Here is a 22,114-nt window from a genome sequence, read left to right as displayed (position 1 = left end):
TGTTCGATCCACGAATTGAATCGCCCCGGCTTCTGCGGAGGCTGTTTGGTTTAAGTCAGCCCACTTCCACAATGGCCTGACTGGCGAGTTGCCGGTAGTAGTTTGCCTCGGCTTCTGCTGGCGGGATGTACCCGATCGGTTCGAGCAGGCGATGGTGGTTGAACCAGGACACCCATTCGAGCGTCGCGAACTCCACAGCCTCCTTCGTCTTCCAAGGCGCTCGGCGATGGATGAGCTCGGCCTTGTAGAGACCGTTGATGGTCTCGGCCAGGGCGTTGTCATAGCTGTCGCCCTTGCTGCCCACCGACGGCTCGATGCCCGCTTCGCCCAGCCGCTCGGTGTAGCGAATGCTGACGTACTGCGAGCCCCTGTCGGAGTGACAGATTAGGCTTCCATCGCGTTCGGGCTGCCGGGCGTATAGCGCTTGCTCCAGCGCATCGAGCACGAAGTCGGTGCGCATCGAACTACTCACCCGCCAGCCGACGATGCGTCTGGCAAATACATCGATGACGAAGGCCACGTACAGCYAGCCCTGCCAGGTCGAGACGTACGTGAAGTCGCTGACCCACAACTGGTTGGGCCGCTCGGCACGGAACTGTCGATTAACCCGGTCCAACGGGCATGGTGCCTTCGCATCGCCGACGGTGGTGCGTACGACCTTGCCGCGCATCACACCACGCAGACCCAGCTTGCGCATCAGCCGTTCGACTGTGCAGCGAGCTACGACAACGCCCTCGCGGGCCAACTGCCGCCAGACCTTCTCTACGCCATAGACCTGCATGTTTGCCCGCCAGACGCGTTGTATCTCAGGGACCAGCACATCATCTCGGCGAGCCCGTGCACAGCGCTTGTGAGGGGCACGCAGCAGTGCGACATGCCGTCGATACGCTGATGGGGCAACCTGCAGTACCTTGCAGACCGGCTCGACCCCGAACGTATCGCGATGCTTGTCGATGAAGGCTCTCAAGACTTCAGTCGGCGGTCGAGCTCCGCCTGGGCGAAAAACGCGCTGGCCAGTTTCAGTATCTCGTTGGCTCGGCGCAGTTCCTTGACCTCACGCTCCAGCTCCTTCATTCGCTGCGCTTCGCTGGTCGCGACGCCTTCGCGCACGCCTGCATCGACCTCAGCGCGCTTGACCCATTCGTTTAATGTTTGGGGCACACAACCAATCTTGGGGGCTATGGATTCAATGGCAGCCCACAGCGATGGGTACTCCCCACGCTGCTCTCGCACCATCCTAACGGCGCGCTCACGCACCTCAGGCGAGAACTTGTTTGTCTTCTTCATGGCTCAATCCTCTCAGAGTGTTGAGCCTCCGCGAAACCCGGGGCGATTCAAACACGGCGCGCTCACGCACCTCAGGCGAGAACTTGTTTGTCTTCTTCATGGCTCAATCCTCTCAGAGTGTTGAGCCTCCGCGAAACCCGGGGCGATTCAAATTGCTATTTGCGGGTGAGCGCTTTAGTTCGGCCTGTAGGCCTTGGTCGGTTCGTCGAGTCTTTGGTGAGTAGGCAAGCACTTGGATCAACGACAGAACATCCTGTAGGCGACCATCGCTCCCATACGGATTTTTCATCTGAGCCTTCCTGCGTGTTGTACGGGTGACCCAACGTAATGTATCCCGCGAACCTTGCGAAACAAACTGGACCATGCGGGACATTCTGGACACCAATTGCTCCCGAAAGTGGGTTGCAACCTGGGTTTGAGGGCACTGGCCTGTCATGGAGTACTTCGTTCACAAGGTAAGCGGTATTTACTTCTCGCTGCTCGGGCGGACCTTAGCGATGCTGCAAGGCGTGAGGGTCCGCACTCTCCATGAGCAGATGCCAGCTCACGATCACTTCGCCGTCTGTATTCCGCTGGCGCGGCCTTCATTGGCTGTCTGAGTCGCGCAAACGACAAGCCCGCCCCGCGTTGTTTGCGACGATGTGTCCGCCCCGGTAAAGAGGGCTCTGCACCGGCACCCTATGGATGCCGCGATGCAGCAAGGCGCACATCCCTAGGAGACAACGGCAATGCAGCAGCACCAGCCCGGCAGCATGATGGACCGGCCCTTACTGGTTTCGGCCATCCTTGAACATGGCGAGAACCAGTACGGCGATCAGCAGATCGTCTCGCGCGACACTGATGGCCGCCTGCACCGCTACCGCTTTGCCGACATGGCCCAGCGGGCCCGGCAGCTGGCCAATGCGCTGCAGGCGCTGGGCCTGCGCCCCGGCAGCGTGGTGGGGTCGCTGGCCTGGAACAACCACCGCCATCTGGAGGCGTACTACGCCGTGTCGGGCAGTGGCATGGTCATGCACACCTGCAACCCGCGCCTGCACCCCGAGCAGCTGGCCTACATCGTCAACCACGCCGACGACGAGGTGGTGCTGTTCGACACCACCTTCGCACCCCTGGTGCGCGCCATTGCGGCGTCGTGCCCCCGCGTAAGGCACTGGGTGGCGCTGTGTGATGCCGACACGCTGGGCACGATGGACCTGCAGGGCGTCAGCGGGGTCGAGGCGTACGAGACGCTGGTAGCCAGCCAGAACGACCGCTTCGCCTGGCCCGTGTGCGAGGAAAAATCCGGCGCAGCGCTGTGCTACACGTCGGGCACCACCGGCAACCCCAAGGGCGTGCTGTATTCGCACCGGGCGCTGGTGCTCAGCGCCCTGTCGGCCTGCATGCCGGGCGTGCTCAGCATCAGCGCGCGGGAGACCATCCTGCCCGTGGTGCCCATGTTCCACATCAACGCCTGGTGCCTGCCCTATGCGGCGCTGATTGGCGGCGCCAAGCTGGTGCTGCCCGGCCCGCGCCTGGATGCGGCCAGCCTGTACGAGCTGATGGAGACCGAGCGCGTCACTGTCAGCGCGGGCGTGCCCACGATCTGGATGGGCCTGATCCAGCATGTGGAGCAGCACGGGCTGCGCTTTATCACCATGCGGCGCACGGGCGTGGGCGGCTCGGCCATGCCCAAGGCGCTGATCGCCAAGTTCAACGACGTGTACGACGTGGAGGTGCGCCACGGCTGGGGCATGACCGAGACCACCGCCATCGCCACCATGAGCGTGCTGGGCGCGGGTGATACCGAGCTGCCGCCCGAGGACCGCCACGCACTGGTCGCCAAGCAGGGCAAGTCGGTGTTCGGCATCGAGCTCAAGCTGGTGGATGAAAACGGCGCCAGCCTGCCGCGCGACGGCGTGGCGCAGGGCGAGCTGATGGTGCGCGGCCAGTGGATCGTGGACCGGTACCACAAGGCCGAGCGCTCGGCGCTGGTCGATGGCTGGTTCCCCACGGGCGACATCGCCACCATCAACCCGCAGGGCGTGGTGCAGATCCGCGACCGCACCAAGGACGTGATCAAGTCGGGCGGCGAGTGGATCAGCTCCATCGACCTGGAGAACGCCGCCGTGGCGCACCCGGCGGTGGCCATGGCGGCGGTCATCGGCGTCAAGCACCCCAAGTGGGACGAGCGCCCGCTGCTCTTCATCGTGCGCAAGCCCGGCCAGTCGCTGGACAAGGCGCAGATCCTGGACTTCCTCGCACAGCGGGTTGCCAAGTGGTGGCTGCCTGATGATGTGCTGTTTGTTGACAGCCTGCCGCTGGGCGGCACCGGCAAGGTCCAGAAAAACGAGCTGCGGCAGCGCCATGGCGCGGTGTTCGGCGGCGAATGACATCGCCACGCGCTGACGGTTTTCGGCTTATTGACTTTTCGGCTTTCCTCTCGTTCCCACTCACCCACCCCACGGAGACACACATGAACATGGTTCCCAGGAAATGGCCACGCCATTGGTTGAAGGTCGGCACATGCGCCGCAGCGCTGGTGATGGCGACGCACATCGGGGCGGCCGAGACGGTGAAGATCGGCTTCATCGACCTGCTGTCCGGCCCGTTTGCGCTCACCGGCCAAAGCTCGCTCAACCAGCTGCGTGAGGTGGTGGCGCAGGTCAACGCCAAGGCCGGGCCCAACGAGCCCAAGTTCGAGGTGATGGACTTCGACAACAAGGGCACGCCGCAGGAGAGCCTGAACGCGCTCAAGGCCGCCACCGACCGGGGCGTGCGCTACATCACCCAGGGCGGCGGCTCGGGCGTGGCGCTGGCGCTGGTGGATGCGCTCAACAAGCTCGCCGAGCGCGACCCCGAGCGCGCGACGGTGTACCTGAACTACGCCGCCATGGACCCGCAGCTCACCAACGACCGCTGCAGCTTCTGGCACTTCCGCTTCTATCCATCGAGCGAGATGAAGATGGAGGCGCTGACCACCTACCTGCAGGGCCGCAAGGATGTGAAGCGCGTGTACCTGCTCAACCAGGACTACACCCACGGCCGCCAGGTCTCCAAGGCCGCCAAGGAATACCTGGCCCGCAAGCGGCCCGACATCGAGATCGTGGGCGATGACTTCATCCCCATCGCGCAGACGCGCGACTTCGCCTCGTATGTGGCCAAGATCGCCGCGACCAAGGCCGACACCGTCATCACCTCCAACTGGGGCAGCGACCTCACGCTGCTGTTCAAGTCCTCGCGCGACTACGGCCTGAACATCAACTACTTCACGCTCAACGCCAACAACCCCGGCACACCCGCGCAGATCGGGCCCTGGGGTGAAGGCAAGGTCGGGGTGATCTGGAACTGGGTGCACAACGCGCCCACCCCCGAGCTGGAAAAGATCTACGTGGACTACAAGAAGAAGACGGGCGAGGACTTTGTGTTTGCCGCGCACTGGAACAGCATGCACATGCTGCGCGAGGCGATGCGCAAGGCCCAGTCCACCGATGCCAAGAAGGTCGCATTCGCGCTGGAAAGCATGACCTACAAGAGCCCCATGGGCGAGGTGCGCATGCGCAAGACCGACCACCAGCTTGAAGCGCCGCTGTACCTGGGCATCTGGGCCAAGCAGGGCAGCAAGGGCGTGAAGTACGACGCGGAGAAGACCGGCTACGGCTTCCGCTCCGAAGTGGCCTGGGACAACTACATCAGCGCCCAGCCCACGTCCTGCCAGATGAAGCGGCCGTCCTGAGCGGGCACAGGCCAGGCCTCCGGCGGGTGGCGGGGACTGTCTTCAGTCCAGCCACCCCTTGGGCGGCACCTTGTCCGCCTTCTTCTCCACCGGGTTGGCCAGCAGCGACTGCGCCGCGTACTGGCGCATGAACTCCTTGGCCTTGTCGGGCCGGGCCGTGAGCCAGGCGTCGTAGGCGCCTTCGTTCAGGATGGCGGGCATGCTTTTTTCGCTGCCGGGCTGGCCGTAGCGGTGCAACAGCGCGTGGTTGTTGGCGTTCACCGTGAGCAGGCAGTAGCTGATGATGACCTCGCCCTCAGCGCCCTGCCAGCGCGCCCACAGGCCCGCCACGCCCATGGGTTTACCGTCCACCCGTGCCACGCGGGTGGGCACGGCCTTGCCGTTGCGCAGGTCGTCTTCAAAAAACGCCACCATCGGCACGATGCAGCGCTGGCCGTTCAGCCACGCGTCGCGGAACGCGGTGCCGGTGGAGGCCAGGTCGGACTTGGCGTTGACCAGCTTGGGCGCGCGCAGCTTGGCGTCGGATGCCGACTTGACCCAGTGCGGCACCAGGCCCCACTGCGCGGGCACCAGCACGCGGGTGGGGGCGGCGTCGCTCGGGGTGTCTGAAGCCGCTGTCAGCGCGGCTTCTTCAACCGCACCGGCCGTGCTGGCCGGCCCTTGGGCCAGGGCGGCCGCCGTTGCTGTATGCACGATGAAAAAGCCCGGCTTGCGGGGCCACAGGTGGCGTTCACCCAGCGCCGCAGGGGGCTCCACCGCAAACGCCTCGCGGTAGGTGTCGGCGTGCTGCAGGGTTTCGTAATGGGTGCTCATGGGGCCATGGTACCTGTGTGGCGGGCGGTGTCAGGCCATGCTTCAAGCAAAAGGGGCTGGTAGTGCCAGTGCAATATGCCTTAATAGCTATCAATAGCATAGCAATTGAGGCGCCGTCACGGAAGGCACCCAGGCAGGCCGTGATGTGCGTCAAGCCCGTTGTCGCCTGCGTTGTGACGTGTACTGGCGCTGTTTTCACAATGGCTGCATGGACTTCGCACTCTCCCCCCTGGCCCTTGAACTGCGTGATCGCCTGCTGGCTTTCATGGACCGCTATCTGCTGCCCTACAACGCCGCCTGGCACGCAGCCGTGGCGGCGGGCGACTACCCGCCGCCGTTTCTGGAAGACCTCAAGGCACTGGCGCGCGAGGAAGGTTTGTGGAACCTGTTCCTGCCCACGCTGCGGGATGACGAGCCCGGCACGCGCCTGTCCAACCTTGACTATGCGCCGCTGGCCGAGGCCATGGGCCGCCTGCCCTGGGCGGCCGAGGTGTTCAACTGCCACGCGCCGGACACCGGCAACATCGAGCTGCTGCACCGCTTTGCCACGCCCGCCCAGCGCACCCGCTGGCTGGTGCCGCTGCTGAACGGCCAGATGCGCTCGGCCTTTGCGATGAGCGAGCCCGATGTGGCCTCGTCCGACCCCACCAACCTGCAGACCACGGTGCGGCGCGAGGGCGATGACCTGGTGCTCAGCGGCCGCAAGTGGTTCATCACCGGCGCGGCGCACCCGCACTGCCAGCTGCTCATCGTGCTGTGCCGCAACGCAGATGCCGACAGTGAAGACGGCCACCACCGCCACAGCATGGTGCTGGTGCCCGTGGACACGGCGGGCGTGCAGATCGTGCGCAACATCTCCGTGCTGCACCACCACGCGCCGGAGGGGCATTGCGAGATCCTGCTGCAGGGTGTGCGTGTGCCTGCGGACCACCTGCTGGGCGACTGGGGCGCGGGCTTTGCGATGGCGCAGGCGCGCCTAGGGCCGGGCCGTGTGCACCACTGCATGCGCACCATCGGCCAGTGCGAGCTGGCGCTGCGCCTGGCCACTGAGCGCGCGCTGGAGCGCACCGCGTTCGGCAAGCCGCTGGCCGAGCAGGCCAATGTGCAGGAATGGCTGGCCGAGTCGCGCATTGAGATTGACCAGGCGCGCCTGCTGGTGCTGCATGCGGCCTGGCTGCTGGACCAGGGCGGCGCTGTCGACGCGCGCGCCGTGCGCGCCCAGGTCGCCGCCATCAAGGTGGTGGCCGCGCGCCTGCAGCAGCGTGTGGTGGACCGTGCCATGCAGATCTTTGGCGCCATGGGCCTGTCGCCCGACACGCCGCTGGCCGCCTTCTGGACCTGGGGCCGCGCGCTGCGGCTGATGGACGGGCCCGACGAGGTGCACCTGCGCACCGTGGCGCGGCACGAGCTGGCGCAGGCGCGCGCGGGCCTGGGGGCATCGGCAGCCTACTTCACCACCCCCGAACAGCTGCGCGCGTCGCCGCACCTGAGCGCCTGAGGACGGAGACCCACGGAGACCGCGTGCCCGTGCGCGCGGGCCACAGCCGCTGCTTCCCACCTTCCACCGTGCACTTGGTACTTGGTACTTGGTACTTGGCAGCAAAGGCCGGTGTGTCGATACTGTCGGCTCTGCCGCTTGCACCGAGGCCCCACCACCATGCACACCCCCATCCCCCGCGCTCTCGCCGTTGTCCTCTCCGCCACCGTGCTCGGGCCCGGGCTGTGGGCCACCGCCCACGCCCAGGCGCAGAAGCTGCGGCCCGGCCTGTGGGAGAACAGCGTGACCATGAAAAGCCAGAGCGGCCAGCTGGAGGCCGCGATGGCGCAGATGCAGAAGTCCATGGCCAGCCTCACGCCCGCACAGCGCAAGCAGATGGAGCAGGCCATGGCCCAGCAGGGTGTGAGCATGGGCCCCAGCGGCAATACTGTGAAGGTCTGCATCAGCCCCGAGCAGGCCGACCTGGACCGCATTCCTGCCCAGGAAGGCTGCACGCAGAACGTGCAACGCACGGGCCCCAACGCGGTGGCCATGACGTTCAGCTGCAAGGGCGCCCAGGGCCAGCCGCCCACCACGGGCGAGGGCACGATGACCTTCCAGGGCCCCACGGCCTACACGGGCAATTTCAAGGTCAAGACCACGTCCAACGGCAAGCCCGAGCAGATCGACATGGTGCAGAACGGCAAGTGGCTCGCGGCCGACTGCGGCACGCTCAAGTCCGCACGTTGACCCCTGCCGGCGCTGCGCGGTGGGCGGCGGGCGCCACCACCACGCGGTTGCGGCCCAGGGCCTTGGCGCGGTACAGCGCTTGGTCTGCGCGTTCCAGCGTGTGCTCCACCGTGTCGCCCGGCAGGTGCTGTGCGAGGCCAATGGACACCGTCAGATGCAGCGTGCCGGTGCTGTGGGCAATCTCCAGCGCCTGCACGGCCTGGCGGATGCGTTCGAGCAACTCGCGCGCGTGGTCTGCCGAGGTGTCGGTGAGCATCAGCACAAACTCCTCGCCGCCCCAGCGGGCCAGCACATCGGTGTCGCGCACGCTGGCACGCACCGTGCCCGCAAAGGCTTGCAGTGCGCGGTCGCCGGTGGCGTGGCCGTGCTGGTCGTTGATGGGCTTGAAGTGGTCGATGTCCAGCTGCGCCAGCAGCATCGGGCGGCCGCTGCGCAGGCCGCGGCGGTGCTCCAGCGCCATCAGGTCCAGCATGGCGCGGCGGTTGATGAGGCCGGTGAGCTCGTCGCGGGTGGCCAGCTCGCGGTTGACTTCGAGCGCATGGGCCAGCGCCTCGCGCTGCTGCTGCAGCTTGGCGCGGATGCGCTGGATGCGCAGGTTCAGTGCAATGCAGCCACTGAGCACGATGAGCACCATCAGTGCGTAGGCGGTATCGAGGTAGCCCGAGGCGTTGGCGTTGAAGCGCGAGCTGGCGCCGATGGCGCAGGCAAACGCCAGCAGTGCGTAGATGCCGATGCCAATCACCTCGGCCACCGTGAGGCCGAAGGTGCCAAAGAACAGGATCATGGCCAGCACGCTGGGCACCAGCCCGCGCGCATCGCCCGCCAGCACATAGGCCACGGCGCCGCTGGTGATGGTCCAGACCATCTGCGGGATGGTGAGCGAGGGGTCGCGCAGGCGGGCGGTTTCGCCCGAGCGGATGAAGGCCGTCATCACCACCAGGCCGCCCACCGACAGGGTGGCCCACCATTGCACGGCGGTCTTGTCCACGGCGGTGCCGGCGTGTGCCACCAGCAGCATCACGCCGGCGCTGCCGACCATCAGCGTGAGCGCCAGCAAGGCCATGCCCACCAGCGTGCGCCGCCGGGGGTCGGTGGAGAGGATCACATCCTTGAGGCGCTGCCAGCGGGCGTGTGGGCGCAAGGTGGGGGGCTCCGGCCAGGAGGGAGGGCCGCGCGGTGCGCGGGCGGGGGGCGACAACCCAGGGGGAGGGGTTACCGGCCAGTCGGGAATTTTACGGCGAGGTAGTGCCATGCGTACAGCCCCGTCCCTGGGCAGGCGCGCGGCCTGTGCGGCCGGTGCAGGCCACGGGGCATGGGGGCTGCGCTACAGGGTGAGCGCAGCCAGGGCGGCCAGCGGGGCTGTCTCGGCACGCAGCACGCGGGGGCCCAGCGTGACCGGGGCGAAGCCATGTTGCAGCGCCAGGTCTTCTTCCGCAGTGCTCAGACCGCCCTCGGGACCGGAGAGAAACAGCACCGGGCGCTGCTGGGCACCTTCGCCACCCGTGGCTTCGCGCAGTGGCACCGTACCGGGCCGCAGCGACAGCAGCAGGCGCTGCGGCGTGCCTTGCGCAGCGTGCCCATCGGAGGAGGTCATCCCCTGTCCGGGTGTGCGCAGCCAGCCGGCCAGATCGATGGCCGGGTGCACCACCGGCACACGGTTGCGGCCGCATTGCTCGCACGCGGCCACGGCCACGGCCTGCCAGTGGGCGATCTTCCTGTCGGCGCGCTCGCCCTTGAGCTTGAGCACGCTGCGCTCGGCCACCAGCGGGGTGATGCTGGCCACGCCCAGTTCGGTGGCCTTTTCGACCAGCCAGTCCATGCGCTCGTTGGCGGTGATGCCGGCCAGCAGGTGCACGGCGCGGGGCGCCTCGCGTTCGATGGCATGGTGCGCACCCACCAGCACGCGCACATCGCTGCGGCCCATCTTGAGCACGGTGGCATGGAATTCGCCGCCCGGGTCGCCCGCGCCCTGACCGCCGTGGAACAGGGTGATGCCGTCGCCGGGCTGCAGGCGCAGCACCTGCACATGGCGTGCGGCGCCCGGGGGCAGGTCCAGCTCGGCGCCGGTGGCCAGGGGGGCCGGGCAATGGAAACGGGGCATTTGCTATCTTTGTAATAGCTGCTAGCGCATGATTTGTCTGCGCTTGAGCCGGTTTTTGCTTGATTTCTTGGGGTGTGCCGTGAATGCAGAGGGCTGCGGCTACATGCGGCCGTAGGCAAAGCCCACCGCGGGTTCGGTGCCTTCGATCTGGTCCAGCATCTTGAGCAGCGGCCCCAGCTGGCGGTAGCGGTTGGCCGTTGCGCGGATGTAGGCCATGAAGCGGGGCGCATCGGCCAAGTACTTGGGCTTGCCGTCGCGCAAGGTCAGCCGCGCAAAAATGCCGGCGACCTTGAGGTGCCGCTGCAGGCCCATCCATTCCACCGCGCGGTAGAACTCGCCAAAGTCATCGCCCCAGCCGCTGGCGCTGTTGGCGCCCAGCAATCCGGCCTTGCGCGCCTTCTCCCAGTAACGCACGGTAATGTCGATGACGAATTCTTCTTCCCAGCTGATGAACGCATCGCGCAGCAGGCTGGCAATGTCATAGGTGATGGGGCCGTAGACCGCGTCCTGGAAGTCCAGCACGCCCAAGGGGGCGCCCTGTTCGGCAGGTGCCATGAGGTTGCGGGTCATGAAGTCGCGGTGCACATAGACCTGCGGGGCTGCCAGGTTGTGCGCCACGATGGCATCAAAGGCGCTGCCCAAGGTCGCCTGCTGTTTGTCGTCCAGGGCGATGGCGCGGTGTTTGGCCAGGTACCAGTCGGGGAACAGCGCCAGCTCGCGGCGCAGCAGAGGCTCGTCGTAGGCGGGCAGCACGCCGGGGGTGGAAGCCTTTTGCCACTGCAGCAGCACATCGGTGGCCTGCTGGTACCACGCGTAGGCGTCCTGGGGTTTTTCAGGGTTCAGCCGCTCGATCAGGGTCTGGTGGCCCAGGTCGGACAACAGCATGAAGCCGGTGGGCTCGTCAAACGCCAGGATCTGCGGCACGTTCAGCCCGGCGGCGGCCATCAGGCCCTGCACCTGCACAAAGGGCTTGCTGTTTTCCTTGTCGGGCGGAGCGTCCATCACGATGCGGCTGGCGCCCGTGGCCGTGTCGATGCGCAGGTAGCGGCGGAAGCTGGCATCGGCCGACGCGGGGCGCAGGGTGTCAGGCAGCAACTGGTGCGGTCCCACCAGGGGTGCGAGCCAGGCGTCAAAGGCCGCACGGCGGGCGGCATCAGGCCAGCTGACGGGGGTGGAGGCGGCGGGCGCAGCAGGTGCGGCCACGGTGGCGCCGGGGGGCTGGCCAGCGGGCGATGGGGGGATGGGGTGGCTCATGGATAATCCGATTTTACAAACCGGTCGTGGCTGGCGCCGTGCGCGCTGGCCAGGGCCGGTCCCTTTGTTTGCTACCGCCCCCAACACCCCACGTGCCACGCTGCCAGCCCCCCACCGTGCAGAACCTCACCTCCCTTCGCGCCCGGCCCGCCATGGCGAAGTCTGCACGGCTGCGGCCCCCCGTGCCCCGTGTACTGGCTGTGGGCGTTGCGCTGGCCTGGTGCGGCCTGCCGCTGGCCGCGCTGGCGCAGGCCACCGCGCCCAGCGCCTGGGACGCACCCCCGGTGCTGCGCACCTCGCCCCTGCTGCAGGAAAAGATTCCAGACGCCGTGCGTTCGCAATTGCCCGTGTTTGTGAAGGGCGATCACATCAGCGGCCAGACCGACCTCAACGCACTGATTGAAGGCAACGCCGAGCTGCGCCGGGGCGACACGGTCATCCGCGCCGACCAGCTCGACTACAACGTGCCCGAGGATCTGGCCAAGGCCAACGGCAAGGTGCGTATCAACCGCGCCGGCAACGTGTACGAAGGCACGGCGCTGGAGCTGCGGGTGGAGGCCTTCGAGGGCTTCTTCAGCGACGCGCGCTACCGCTTCCTGGCCACGCAGGCCCATGGAGATGCGACGCGGGTGGACTTTGTGGACCGCTACCGTGCCGTGGTGCACAACGGCACCTACACCACCTGCGAGCGTGGCAACGAAGAGAGCTGGCAACCCGACTGGGTGCTGCGCGCAGCCACCATCCGCATTGACAACGAGGAAGAGGTTGGCACGGCCGAAGACGCTGTGTTGGAGTTCAAGGGCATCTCGGTGCTGCCCATTCCGTACATCACCTTCCCGCTGTCGGAAAAGCGCAAGTCCGGCCTGCTGCCACCCACCATCGGGCTCGACAGCCGCGATGGCGTGACCTATATGCAGCCGTACTACTGGAACATCGCCCCCAACCGCGATGCCACCTTGCGCGCCGCGCTCATGACCAAGCGGGGTGCTAATGTGGGCGGCGAGTTCCGGTATCTGGAGCCAACCTACAAGGGCCAGATCAGCGCCGACGTGATGCCCACCGACCGGCTGCGCGACCGGGTGCGCTGGAGCTTCAGCGGCAAGCACGAGGGCGCGTTCGACACGGCCATTGGCGGGCTGGGGCTCAACCTCAACCTCAACCGCGTGAGCGACGACAACTACTGGCGCGACTTCAGCCGCGCCACTGAACAGCTGCGCCAGCGCCTGCTGCCCAACGATGCCATCCTGTCCTGGGGCCGCAACGACATGTCGGCCACGGTGCGCACCCTCAAATGGCAGACGCTGCAGGATGTCACCTCGCCCATCGTGCCGCCGTATGACCGCATGCCGCAGGTGCAGTGGCGCTACAACCCGTCACAACTGGGCGGCGGATTCGATGCCAGCGTGGAGCTGGACACCACGCGCTTCGAGGCCGCGCGCGCCCTCACGGGCCAGCCCAACGCCGATCGCAGCTATGCCATGGCGCAGATCAGCCGCCCGTTCTTGTCGCCAGGCGGCTTCATCACCCCGCGCCTGCAACTGCATGCCACGCAGTACCAGTTTGATTCGGCCCTCTCCAACGGCCAGCGCTCGGCCAGCCGCACGCTGCCCACCTTCAGCCTGGACAGCGGCCTGGTGTTTGAGCGCGACACCGCCTACTTTGGCCGGGCCTTCCTGCAGACGCTGGAGCCCCGGGCGTTCTACACCTACACGCCCTACCGCGACCAGAGCATGCTGCCGGTGTACGACACGGCGGCCAATGACTTCAACTTTGCGACCATTTACACAGAGAACGCGTTTGGCGGCAATGACCGGCTGGCCGACAACAACCTGTTGACCTTGGGCGTGACCACGCGCCTGCTGGACCCCGACACCGGTGCCCAGGCAGCGCGCTTCGGCATTGCGCAACGGGTGCGGTTCTCGGACCAGAAGGTGACCCTGCCAGGGGGCACGCCGGTCAGTGAGCGCCTGTCGGACCTGCTGCTGGGTGCGAGCATCAACTGGACACCGCAGTGGGGCTTTGACTCCACCGTGCAATACAACCCCAAGACCGGCCAGTCCATCCGCTCCACCATTGGCGCGCGCTACAGCCCCAGCAACTACCGCACTGTGAGCGCGGCCTACCGCCTGCAGCGTGGCACCAGCGAGCAGATCGATATCGGGTGGCAGTGGCCGCTGAACGACCTGTGGGGCGACAAAGGCAAGGACCTGGGCCCCGGCCGTGGCCAGGGCGGCGGGCGCTGGTACAGCGTGGGCCGCCTGAACTACAGCATGAAGGACCGCAAGCTGGTGGACACCGTGGTGGGTTTTGAGTACGACAGCTGCTGCTGGATCGGCCGCGTGGTGCTGGAGCGCCTGCAAAGCAGCGTGACCAGCTCCAACACGCGCCTGCTGTTCCAAATCGAATTCGTGGGCTTCTCCCGCCTGAGCCTGGGCTCGAGCCCGCTCGACTCCTTCAAGCAAAATGTGCCGCGTTACCAGAACCTGCGCGAGCAGGTCTCCACGCCCAGCCGCTTCAGCAACTACGACTAGACCATGAATCACCGTGTACTCGCACTGGCCTTGACGGCCGCGTTGGCATCCCTCGTGGCGCAAGGCGCTGGGGCGCAGGGTCTGCGCCCCTCAGGGGCTTCCTCGTCCTCTGGCAAGACGGGGTTGTCTTCTTCTCCGTCGTCGCTGACGGCGCGGCCTGCCGCCGTGCCTTCCGTCACGCTGGCCGCCCCTTCTGACAGCACGGCCCCGCGCTCGGCCGATTTCATCGTGGCGGTGGTCAACTCCGAGCCCGTGACCAACTACGAGGTGCGCTCACGCCTGGCACGGGCCGAGGCGCAGATCGCCAAGCAGGGCGGCGCCATGCCCCCGCGTGATGCACTCGCGCGCGAAGTGCTCGAACGCATCATCCTGGAGAAGGTGCAGCTGCAGCAGGCCCGTGAATCGGGCATCAAGGTCGATGACTATGCCGTGTCGCAGGCCGAGCAGGGCGTGGCCCGCCAGAACGACATGACGGTGGACGAACTGTATGTGCGCCTGGCCCGTGAAGGCGTGGGCAAGGACCGGTTTCGCGAAGAGCTGCGCAACCAGCTGCTGCAGCAGCGCCTGCGCGAGCGCGAAGTCGAAGCGCGGGTGAAGGTGAGCGACCTGGACGTGGACCAGTTCCTGCGCGAAGAGCAAAAGGGCACGGACGTCGCAGCCATGGAGATCAACCTCGGCCATGTGCTGGTGCTGGTGCCTGAAAGCGCCACCCCTGCGCAGGTCGCCGAGCGCCAGGCGCGTGCGCAGCGCGCCGCAGACAAGGTGCGTGCGGGCGAAGACTTTGCGGCGGTAGCCCGCGAGTTCTCGGATGCGCCCGAAGGCCAGCGCGCTGGCGGGCTGCTGGGCCTGCGGCCTGCGGATCGTTATCCAGAACTCTTTGTGAACTCCACCCTGGGCCTGCCCGTGGGCTCCATCGTGGGTCCGGTGCGCTCGCCCGCCGGTTTTCACGTGCTCAAGGTGGTGGAACGTGTGACGGCGGGTCTGCCCAGCACGGTGGTGCAAAACCATGCGCGCCATATCCTGCTGCGCACGGGCCCCCAGTTGTCCGAATCCGCTGCAGCAGCACGGCTGGCTGACTACCGCCGCCGCGTGCTGGCGGGGCAGGCCGACTTTGCGACCCTGGCGCGCGAGCAGTCGCAGGACGGTAGCGCCAAGGAAGGTGGTGACCTGGGCTGGGCCAACCCCGGCCGGTATGTGCCCGAGTTCGAGCAGGCGCTGGACGCGCTCAAGCCCGGCGACATCAGCGAACCCGTGGTCTCGCGCTTTGGCGTGCACCTGATCCAGCTGTTGGAGCGCCGCGAGGCCAAGCTCACGCAGCGCGAGCAGCGCGACATGGCACGCAACGTGGTGCGCGAGAAGAAACTCGACGAGGCCTATGCCACCTGGGCGCAAGAGCTGCGCGGGCGCGCATACGTTGAGTACCGCGAGCCACCCCAGTGAGTGCAGAGCGCAGTAGCACCCAGCATTCTCAGACACCACAACAGGTAAGGCCGCGTTGAAACATATTCCCCGCAAGCGCTTTGGGCAGCATTTCCTGTCCGACCAGGGCATCATCGACGGCATCGTGCAGGCCATTGCGCCACTGCCGGGCCAGCCCATGGTCGAGATCGGGCCGGGCCTGGCCGCGCTGACGCAGCCCCTGGTAGAGCGCCTGGGGCGCCTCACGGTCATCGAACTGGACCGCGACCTGGCGCTGCGCCTGCGCCTGCATGGGCAGCTCGACGTGATCGAGTCGGACGTGCTCAAGGTGGACTTCACGGCACTGGCGCAGGCCCTGCGCGACCAGGCCGGGCAGCCCGAATTGCGGCTGCGCGTGGTGGGTAATCTGCCCTACAACATCTCCACGCCCATCCTCTTTCACCTGCTGGACCATGTCCAGGTGATCGAAGACCAGCACTTCATGCTGCAAAAGGAAGTGATCGATCGTATGGTGGCCAGCCCCGCCACCAGCGACTACGGACGCCTGTCGGTGATGCTGCAGTGGCGCTACGCAATGGAAAACGTGTTGTTCGTGCCGCCCGAGAGCTTTGACCCGCCGCCGCGCGTGGACAGCGCCGTGGTGCGCATGGTGCCGCACGCGGAACCGGCTGCCCTGTCAGTGCCTTTGCTGGAAGAGCTGGTGCAAGTGGCCTTCAGCCAGCGCCGCAAGCTGCTGCGCCACACATTGGGCCGCTGGCTCGAAGCCCGCCAGTTCGCTGGCACCTTTGACACCCAGCGCCGCGCCGAGGAAGTGCCCGTGGCCGAATACGTGGCACTGGCACAGGTTTGCTCTTAAATTTATAGCTATTGGTGCTTGCTATACGCGCGCAAAGCACCTTTTTTGCTCTTGATGCGATGGCGTATTGAGTGACGCTGCGCTCGTCTGGCCTGCGATGGTGTCGTGCTTGCAGCTTCGGCGCCTCATTTCGCCACCACCCGTGGCCCTGGCATAGCCCAGACCAGCGACCGCCGCGCAAGGGCCACTCCGCCGAGCTGGCGGTGTCCCCCTTCCTGGAGCGCGTAATGCGCAGAGAGAAGGGGGAAGCGGCGTAGCCGCTCAGGGGGATGTACCGAGTTATGCGGCGCTGAGCCAATAGCCCGCATTGAAGGGGCTGCTCATGCGCAGTGCCATGGGCGACACGTCCACGAGCTTGTCGGTGGGCATCTTTTCAGCGGGTTCGCCGTTGATTTCGATGCCTTCCACGCCTTGGGCGTCGCTAGCCTCGTTCGCCCGTTCTGCTTGGCTGGTGGATGCAGAACGGGCTACAGAAAAGAATAGAAACACCGGAAAGGAATCTTGCGATCACCCCAGTAGTCGGCCGCGTCGCGGAAGATGTCGAGCAACTGCTCGCGCGCTTCCTTGTCGAACTTGCCCGTGGCGGGGATCTGCTCCAGCACCACAATGAAACCAGGCTGCGGGCCCGATTTGTGCAAGGGGTCTGTCATGCAGTCGTACAACGCGTCGAAGTTCTTGCCGAAGTGCGACGGGAAGGTGAATTGGGCGGCAATCAGGTCCAGCACATCCTGCTTGGACTGCGCGTGGGCCAGGTTGGCGTACAAGAAATGGTGACCCATGGAGGTGGCTGCATCCTGCAGGTCCTGCACGCGGAACGCGCGAATGGACTGCACGATGTTGGTGCGCACGCCACGCAGTGGCGTTTCCAGGTCTTTACGAAGTGGCGTCTGCATCTCCGCTACTCTTTCTTTATAAAGTCCACAAACTTCTGGCATCTCACGAGGCTGCAGGATGCGGCCTGTGAATGGGGAATTCAATGGGGCGCGGCGTATGCTGTCCGGGCTGGCGTACACCGCATTGGAGGTCACTCGACGATCTCGCGAAAACTGGCGTAGTGGTCGCTGGTGTAGTAGCAGGCATCCGGCGTCCGGGGCTTGCCGCCACACACGATGCGCCGGGCTCCCCGGTCGCGCGATCCTGGCGTTCTGATGGTGTATTCACGGTAGTAGCCCCGCTTTTGGGCGGGCAACAGCCGTTCGCGATTGCCGAAAACCGATCCGTCCTTGTCGTACGGAAAGGGCCCGCCCTCACGGATCAACGCGTACGTTGTCCGCCCTTGGGGCGGCAACTCGGCCAGTGCGATGGGGGTGATGGACCCGTCAGTGGACGGGGATTTCCGGGCATGTCCCGCAACCGGAGACAGCACGAAAGCAACACCCAAAACACACAATAACCCTGCTTTGCGCGCCCGGGTGGCTACAGCCTTCAGCATCAACGAACCTTTCAGAAACTACGGGTTAACCCGAAATTTCGAGCCGCTAGTGTCGCTCAACGGTCCCCAAAAAGCAAGCGTCTGCACAAAGATTGGGCAGACGCTGAAGGGCTTTGCAAGGGTTTTAAGTTAGCGCTTGCTATTCTTTGAAGGCTTACCGTAACGCGTTGGCATCCGCCACGGTGAGAGCTGTCATGTTCACGATACGGCGCACGGTGGCGCTGGGTGTCAGGATGTGAACCGGTTTGGCAGCGCCCAGCAGCACGGGGCCAATGGCAATGCCGCCGCCCGCCGCCGTCTTGAGCAGGTTGTAGGCAATGTTGGCGGCGTCGATGTTGGGGAACACCAGCAAGTTGGCGTCGCCGGTCAGTTCGCTGCTGGGCATGAGTGCCGAGCGGGCCTTGCCGTCCAGCGCCACGTCGCCGTGCATTTCTCCGTCCACTTCCAGCCAGGGCGCCTGCTGGCGCAGCAGGGAGAGTGTCTGGCGCATCTTCACGGCACTGGGGTGGCTGGTGGTGCCGAAGTTGGAGTGCGACAGCAGCGCGGCCTTGGGCTTGATGCCAAAGCGCATCATTTCCTCGGCGGCCATGGTGGTGATCTCGGCCAGCTCCTCGGGCGTGGGATCGTAGTTCACGTGGGTGTCCACCAGGAACATCTGCCGGCCCGGCAACAGCAGGGCGTTCATGCAGGCATACACCGGCACGTCCTGTGCGGTGCTGGGGCAGCCGCCCTCGTGCTTGCCGATCACCTGGTCGATGTAGTGCAGGTGGTTGGCGGTGGTGCCCCAGGTGCCGCAGATCATGCCGTCCACCTCGCCCTTGTGGAGCATCATGGAGCCGATGAGCGTGAGGCGCCGGCGCATCTCGATCTTCGCCACCTGCTGGGTCACGCCCTTGCGCTCCGTCATGCGGTGGTAGGTCTGCCAGAAGTCGCGGTAGCGGTGGTCAAAATCGGTATTGACCACGTCGTAGTCCACGCCTTCCTTCAGGCGCAGGCCAAATTTCTCGATGCGCTGGGCGATGATGGCCGGGCGCCCGATCAGTGTGGGGCGCGCGATCTTCTCGTCCACCACGATCTGGGCGGCGCGCAGCACGCGTTCTTCTTCCCCTTCGGCGTAGGCTACCCGCTTCTTGGCGGCCGTGCGTGCGGCGTCGAAGATGGGCTTCATCGTCGTGCCGGATGCATAGACAAAGGTCTGCAGCCGGTCGCGGTAGGCGTCCATGTCGGTGATGGGGCGCTGGGCCACGCCGCTGTCCATTGCGGCCTGGGCCACGGCCGGCGCAATCTTCATCATCAGGCGCGGGTCGAACGGCTTGGGGATCAGGTACTCGGGGCCGAACGACAGTTTTTCGCCCACGTAGGCGGCTGCCACCACTTCGCTCTGCTCGGCCTGGGCCAGTTCGGCGATGGCGTGTACGGCCGCGATTTCCATCTCATCGGTGATGGTGGTGGCGCCGCAATCGAGTGCGCCGCGGAAGATGTAGGGGAAGCACAGGACGTTGTTGACCTGGTTGGGGTAGTCCGAGCGGCCCGTGGCCATGATGATGTCGCTGCGCACGCTGTGCGCCAGCTCGGGCGTGATCTCGGGGTTGGGGTTGGCCAGCGCGAAGATCACCGGGCGCTCGGCCATGGTGGCCACCATCTCGGGCTTGAGCACGTTGCCGGCCGATAGGCCGAGGAACACGTCGGCGCCCACCATCACCTCGGCCAGCTTGCGTGCGTCGGTCTTCTGCATGAACTGGCGCTTGTCGTCGTCCATCAGCTCTTCGCGGCCTTCGTACACCACGCCGGCCAGGTCGGTGACGAACACGTTCTTGCGCTGCACGCCCACCTTGAGCAGCAGGTTCAGGCAGGCCAGGGCCGCAGCCCCGGCACCGCTGGTGACCAGCTTGACCTCTTCGATCTTCTTGTTGGCGACCTTGAGCGCATTCACGATGGCCGCTGCCACCGTGATGGCCGTGCCGTGCTGGTCGTCGTGGAAGACCGGGATCTTCATGCGCTTGCGCAGCTCGCGCTCCACGTAGAAACAGTCGGGGGCCTTGATGTCTTCGAGGTTGATCGCGCCAAAGGTCGGTTCCAGTGCGGCGATCACTTCCACCAGCTTGGCGGGGTCCTTCTCGTCGATCTCGATGTCGAACACATCCACGCCCGCGAACTTCTTGAACAGAACGGCCTTGCCTTCCATCACCGGCTTGGAGGCCAGCGCACCGATGTCACCCAGGCCCAGCACAGCGGTGCCGTTGGAGATCACGGCGACCAGGTTGCCGCGCGAGGTGTAGCGGAAGGCGTTGGCGGGGTCCTTCACGATCTCTTCGCAGGGCGCGGCCACGCCTGGCGAGTAGGCCAGCGCGAGATCGTGCTGGTTGATCATCTGCTTGGTCGCGGCAATCGACAGCTTGCCGGGCTTGGGAAACTCGTGGTACTCGAGAGCGGCACGGCGCAACTGGGCACGCTTGTCGGAATCGTTGTTGTTGTTCTGGGCCGTGGTGTTCTCGGGCATTCAGTGTCTCCAACTCAGGGGGGTGAGGGCCAAAACCGTACTCCAGCGGGTCTGCAGCAGGCTGTCAGCTTTGTAAGGGTCTGCGATTGTAGGGGGATGTGCGTAAAAACCCTAGTAAGCGAATCTGCTTACCTGCAGGCTGTTTGCTTACTGATTGTGTCGCTTGCGCAGCGTTTTGAGGCGTCTCTATCCATGCACAAAAGCTATGGAGTGTTTTGCTTTTTGAGAGGGAAGGTCTCGGTTTCCGGGAACAGGGCGCTTCATGGACTCTTTTTGCGCCAACAAGCTGCATGCCGCGCTAACCACAGGGTGACGTCCGAAGGGTTTGATCTTCAAAAAGCCCGATGCCGGAAAACAAAAGGCCCCAAAAGGGGCCTTTTGAAAGGAGCCGCTGATGGCTTATCGGCTGCTCGGAAAGCTGAACACCGCCCCCTCACGCACGCCCGCCGACGGCCAGCGCTGCGTGATGGTTTTGCGCTTGGTATAGAAGCGCACGGCGTCGGGGCCGTAGGCGTGCAGGTCGCCGAACAGGCTGCGCTTCCAGCCGCCGAACGAGTGGTAGGCCACGGGCACCGGCAGGGGCACGTTCACGCCCACCATGCCGACCTGGATGTGGTCGGTGAAGTAGCGGGCGGCCTCGCCGTCGCGGGTGAAGATGCAGGTGCCGTTGCCGTACTCGTGGTCGTTGATGAGCTGCATGGCCTCCTGCAGCGTCTTCACGCGCACCACGCCCAGCACGGGGCCAAAGATCTCTTCCTGGTAGATCTTCATACCGGGCTTCACGTTGTCGAATAGGCACGCGCCCAGGAAGTAGCCCTGCTCATGGCCCGCGACCTTCACGCCACGGCCATCGACCACCAGCGTGGCGCCTTCGGCCACGCCGCTGTCCACATAGGCCTTCACCTTCTCGAAGTGGGGTTTGGTGACCAATGGGCCCATGTCGTTGCCGTTGTCGGTACCGGGGCCGACCTTCATTTGGGCGATCTCGGTCTTGAGGCCCGCAATCACGGCGTCACCCACTTCGTCGCCCACGGCGACCAGCAGCGGGATGGCCATGCAGCGCTCGCCGCAGGACCCATACGCAGCGCCCATCAGCGCGCTCACGGCGTTGTCCACATCGGCATCGGGCATCAGCACCGCGTGATTCTTGGCGCCGCCCAGGGCCTGCACGCGCTTGCCGTGCTTGCAGCCTTCGGCGTAGATGTATTCGGCAATGGGCGTGGAGCCGACGAAACTCACGGCCTTCACGCGGGGGTCGCGCAGCAGCGTGTCCACGGCCAGCTTGTCGCCGTTCACCACGTTCAGCACACCGGCTGGCAAGCCTGCCTCCAGCGCCAGCTGGGCGATGAACAGCGTGCTGCTGGGGTCGCGCTCGGACGGCTTGAGCACAAAGGTGTTGCCGCAGGCCACGGCCATGGGCCACATCCACAGCGGCACCATGGCCGGGAAGTTGAAGGGCGTGATGCCGGCGGTCACGCCCAGCGCCTGGAACTCGCTCCACGAGTCGATGCTGGGGCCCACGTTGCGGCTGTGCTCGCCCTTGAGCAGCTCCGGCGCGTAGCTCGCGTATTCCACGTTCTCGATGCCGCGCTGCAGCTCTCCATGGGCGTCGCTCAGCACCTTGCCGTGCTCGGCGGTGATCAGGGCGGCGATCTTGTCGGCGTTTTCTTCGAGCAGCACCTTGAGCTTGCTCATCACGCGGGCGCGCTTGAGCGGCGGCGTGTTGCGCCAGGCCGGGAAGGCGGCCTCTGCCGATGCAATGGCGGCTTCGACCGTCGCCTGACTGGCCAGGGCCACGCTGGTGGTGGACTGGCCGGTGGCGGGGTTGAACACCGGTTGGGTGCGCTCGGTGTCCGCAACGAGCTTGCCGTCGATCAGGTGGCCGATGGTGGTGGTGACGTTCTTGTCGTGGTTCATGGGAAAAATATGAGTCAAATTGGCCGCTAGTGCTTATTTATAAAGCGCTAGCAGCTATCAAAAGA

General features: G+C 65.7%; 18 protein-coding genes and 1 other annotated feature. Of the genes, 7 read left to right on the top strand and 11 right to left on the bottom strand.

Features of this window, described 5'->3' with window-relative positions:
• Nucleotides 1-55 precede the first annotated feature (55 nt).
• Nucleotides 56-1,287, bottom strand: a protein-coding gene (locus ASD94_RS23305; protein ID WP_156391439.1) for an IS3 family transposase whose coding sequence is annotated in 2 segments (ribosomal slippage) — nt 56-999 and nt 999-1,287 — 1,233 coding nt in all. Because the reading frame shifts where the segments join, the coding sequence is not laid out codon by codon here.
• Nucleotides 893-1,009 (bottom strand) — a sequence feature (AL1L pseudoknot). Its footprint overlaps the gene before it by 117 nt.
• The gene (locus ASD94_RS24190; protein ID WP_255357447.1) at nt 1,259-1,387 is read right to left on the bottom strand and encodes a hypothetical protein; all 129 of its coding nucleotides are present in this window, start codon (nt 1,385-1,387) and stop codon (nt 1,259-1,261) included. Before ASD94_RS24190 ends, ASD94_RS23305 begins: the two co-directional genes overlap by 29 nt.
• 628 nt (nt 1,388-2,015) lie before the next feature.
• Between ASD94_RS24190 and ASD94_RS14640 the strand changes: the two genes are divergently transcribed.
• Nucleotides 2,016-3,656: a long-chain-fatty-acid--CoA ligase gene (locus ASD94_RS14640; RefSeq protein WP_056644107.1), complete on the top strand. Its 1,641-nt coding sequence runs from the start codon at nt 2,016-2,018 to the stop codon at nt 3,654-3,656.
• Nucleotides 3,657-3,739: 83 nt separating this feature from the next.
• Complete coding sequence (locus tag ASD94_RS14635; protein WP_082576888.1) at nt 3,740-4,999, top strand: branched-chain amino acid ABC transporter substrate-binding protein; 1,260 nt, start codon at nt 3,740-3,742, stop codon at nt 4,997-4,999.
• A gap of 42 nt (nt 5,000-5,041) precedes the next feature.
• Here the strand turns inward: ASD94_RS14635 and ASD94_RS14630 are convergent, their stop codons facing one another.
• On the bottom strand, nt 5,042-5,812 hold the full coding sequence (locus ASD94_RS14630) for an SOS response-associated peptidase (protein WP_056644105.1): 771 nt from the start codon (nt 5,810-5,812) through the stop codon (nt 5,042-5,044).
• Between the two features lie 208 nt (nt 5,813-6,020).
• On the opposite strand from ASD94_RS14630, the gene ASD94_RS14625 reads away from it, so the two are divergent.
• Both ASD94_RS14625 and ASD94_RS14620 read left to right on the top strand, forming a co-directional pair.
• Nucleotides 6,021-7,310 (top strand): acyl-CoA dehydrogenase family protein, encoded by a 1,290-nt coding sequence (locus ASD94_RS14625; RefSeq protein ID WP_056644104.1) that lies wholly within the window; start codon nt 6,021-6,023, stop codon nt 7,308-7,310.
• A 159-nt stretch (nt 7,311-7,469) separates the two neighbouring features.
• On the top strand, nt 7,470-8,039 hold the full coding sequence (locus ASD94_RS14620; protein WP_056644102.1) for a DUF3617 domain-containing protein: 570 nt from the start codon (nt 7,470-7,472) through the stop codon (nt 8,037-8,039).
• Here the strand turns inward: ASD94_RS14620 and ASD94_RS14615 are convergent.
• From ASD94_RS14615 to ASD94_RS14605, 3 genes are all read right to left on the bottom strand, one after another.
• The gene (locus ASD94_RS14615; protein ID WP_056644100.1) at nt 8,023-9,180 is read right to left on the bottom strand and encodes a diguanylate cyclase; all 1,158 of its coding nucleotides are present in this window, start codon (nt 9,178-9,180) and stop codon (nt 8,023-8,025) included. The two genes, ASD94_RS14620 and ASD94_RS14615, sit on opposite strands and share 17 nt — an antisense overlap.
• A gap of 183 nt (nt 9,181-9,363) precedes the next feature.
• Nucleotides 9,364-10,140: a 16S rRNA (uracil(1498)-N(3))-methyltransferase gene (locus ASD94_RS14610; RefSeq protein WP_056644098.1), complete on the bottom strand. Its 777-nt coding sequence runs from the start codon at nt 10,138-10,140 to the stop codon at nt 9,364-9,366.
• A 99-nt stretch (nt 10,141-10,239) separates the two neighbouring features.
• Nucleotides 10,240-11,394 carry an aminoglycoside phosphotransferase family protein gene (locus ASD94_RS14605; RefSeq protein ID WP_056644097.1) on the bottom strand — a complete coding sequence of 385 codons (1,155 nt, stop codon included), beginning with the start codon at nt 11,392-11,394 and terminating at the stop codon, nt 10,240-10,242.
• Between the two features lie 152 nt (nt 11,395-11,546).
• Here ASD94_RS14605 and ASD94_RS14600 point away from each other — a divergent pair, with 152 nt between their 5' ends.
• Genes ASD94_RS14600 through rsmA form a run of 3 tightly spaced genes read left to right on the top strand, consistent with a single transcriptional unit; the run spans nt 11,547 to nt 16,200 of the window.
• A complete protein-coding gene (locus tag ASD94_RS14600; protein ID WP_056644095.1) occupies nt 11,547-13,925 on the top strand; it encodes an LPS-assembly protein LptD in 2,379 nt (792 codons plus the stop codon).
• A gap of 3 nt (nt 13,926-13,928) precedes the next feature.
• Nucleotides 13,929-15,365 (top strand): peptidylprolyl isomerase, encoded by a 1,437-nt coding sequence (locus ASD94_RS14595; RefSeq protein WP_056644093.1) that lies wholly within the window; start codon nt 13,929-13,931, stop codon nt 15,363-15,365.
• A gap of 55 nt (nt 15,366-15,420) precedes the next feature.
• Nucleotides 15,421-16,200, top strand: coding sequence for a 16S rRNA (adenine(1518)-N(6)/adenine(1519)-N(6))-dimethyltransferase RsmA (rsmA, locus tag ASD94_RS14590; RefSeq protein WP_056644091.1), 780 nt, complete (start codon nt 15,421-15,423; stop codon nt 16,198-16,200).
• A 279-nt stretch (nt 16,201-16,479) separates the two neighbouring features.
• Here rsmA and ASD94_RS23645 read toward each other — a convergent pair whose 3' ends face one another.
• From ASD94_RS23645 to ASD94_RS14570, 5 genes are all read right to left on the bottom strand, one after another.
• Complete coding sequence (locus tag ASD94_RS23645) at nt 16,480-16,689, bottom strand: hypothetical protein (RefSeq protein ID WP_156391438.1); 210 nt, start codon at nt 16,687-16,689, stop codon at nt 16,480-16,482.
• The gene (locus ASD94_RS14585) at nt 16,668-17,093 is read right to left on the bottom strand and encodes a barstar family protein (RefSeq protein WP_015016366.1); all 426 of its coding nucleotides are present in this window, start codon (nt 17,091-17,093) and stop codon (nt 16,668-16,670) included. The genes ASD94_RS23645 and ASD94_RS14585 overlap by 22 nt, the downstream gene beginning before the upstream one ends.
• A gap of 131 nt (nt 17,094-17,224) precedes the next feature.
• Entirely contained in the window at nt 17,225-17,632 is a 408-nt protein-coding gene (locus ASD94_RS14580; protein WP_056644089.1) for a ribonuclease domain-containing protein, read from the bottom strand.
• A 154-nt stretch (nt 17,633-17,786) separates the two neighbouring features.
• Nucleotides 17,787-20,132, bottom strand: coding sequence for an NADP-dependent malic enzyme (locus tag ASD94_RS14575; RefSeq protein WP_056644088.1), 2,346 nt, complete (start codon nt 20,130-20,132; stop codon nt 17,787-17,789).
• A gap of 399 nt (nt 20,133-20,531) precedes the next feature.
• On the bottom strand, nt 20,532-22,049 hold the full coding sequence (locus ASD94_RS14570) for a CoA-acylating methylmalonate-semialdehyde dehydrogenase (protein ID WP_056644087.1): 1,518 nt from the start codon (nt 22,047-22,049) through the stop codon (nt 20,532-20,534).
• Between the last annotated feature and the right edge of the window lie 65 nt (nt 22,050-22,114).

The organism is Acidovorax sp. Root70 (assembly GCF_001428225.1).
Classification (GTDB): Bacteria; Pseudomonadota; Gammaproteobacteria; order Burkholderiales; family Burkholderiaceae_C; genus Acidovorax.
This window is presented reverse-complemented; position numbering and strand designations above follow the sequence as displayed.

Coding starts and splice junctions, on each gene's coding strand:
- ASD94_RS24190 (WP_255357447.1), bottom strand. CDS start 1,387: ATGAAGAAGACAAACAAGTTCTCGCCTGAGGTGCGTGAGCGCGCCGTG.
- ASD94_RS14640 (WP_056644107.1), top strand. CDS start 2,016: ATGCAGCAGCACCAGCCCGGCAGCATGATGGACCGGCCCTTACTGGTT.
- ASD94_RS14635 (WP_082576888.1), top strand. CDS start 3,740: ATGAACATGGTTCCCAGGAAATGGCCACGCCATTGGTTGAAGGTCGGC.
- ASD94_RS14630 (WP_056644105.1), bottom strand. CDS start 5,812: ATGAGCACCCATTACGAAACCCTGCAGCACGCCGACACCTACCGCGAG.
- ASD94_RS14625 (WP_056644104.1), top strand. CDS start 6,021: ATGGACTTCGCACTCTCCCCCCTGGCCCTTGAACTGCGTGATCGCCTG.
- ASD94_RS14620 (WP_056644102.1), top strand. CDS start 7,470: ATGCACACCCCCATCCCCCGCGCTCTCGCCGTTGTCCTCTCCGCCACC.
- ASD94_RS14610 (WP_056644098.1), bottom strand. CDS start 10,140: ATGCCCCGTTTCCATTGCCCGGCCCCCCTGGCCACCGGCGCCGAGCTG.
- ASD94_RS14605 (WP_056644097.1), bottom strand. CDS start 11,394: ATGAGCCACCCCATCCCCCCATCGCCCGCTGGCCAGCCCCCCGGCGCC.
- ASD94_RS14600 (WP_056644095.1), top strand. CDS start 11,547: ATGGCGAAGTCTGCACGGCTGCGGCCCCCCGTGCCCCGTGTACTGGCT.
- ASD94_RS14595 (WP_056644093.1), top strand. CDS start 13,929: ATGAATCACCGTGTACTCGCACTGGCCTTGACGGCCGCGTTGGCATCC.
- ASD94_RS14585 (WP_015016366.1), bottom strand. CDS start 17,093: ATGCAGACGCCACTTCGTAAAGACCTGGAAACGCCACTGCGTGGCGTG.
- ASD94_RS14580 (WP_056644089.1), bottom strand. CDS start 17,632: ATGCTGAAGGCTGTAGCCACCCGGGCGCGCAAAGCAGGGTTATTGTGT.
- ASD94_RS14575 (WP_056644088.1), bottom strand. CDS start 20,132: ATGCCCGAGAACACCACGGCCCAGAACAACAACAACGATTCCGACAAG.
- ASD94_RS14570 (WP_056644087.1), bottom strand. CDS start 22,049: ATGAACCACGACAAGAACGTCACCACCACCATCGGCCACCTGATCGAC.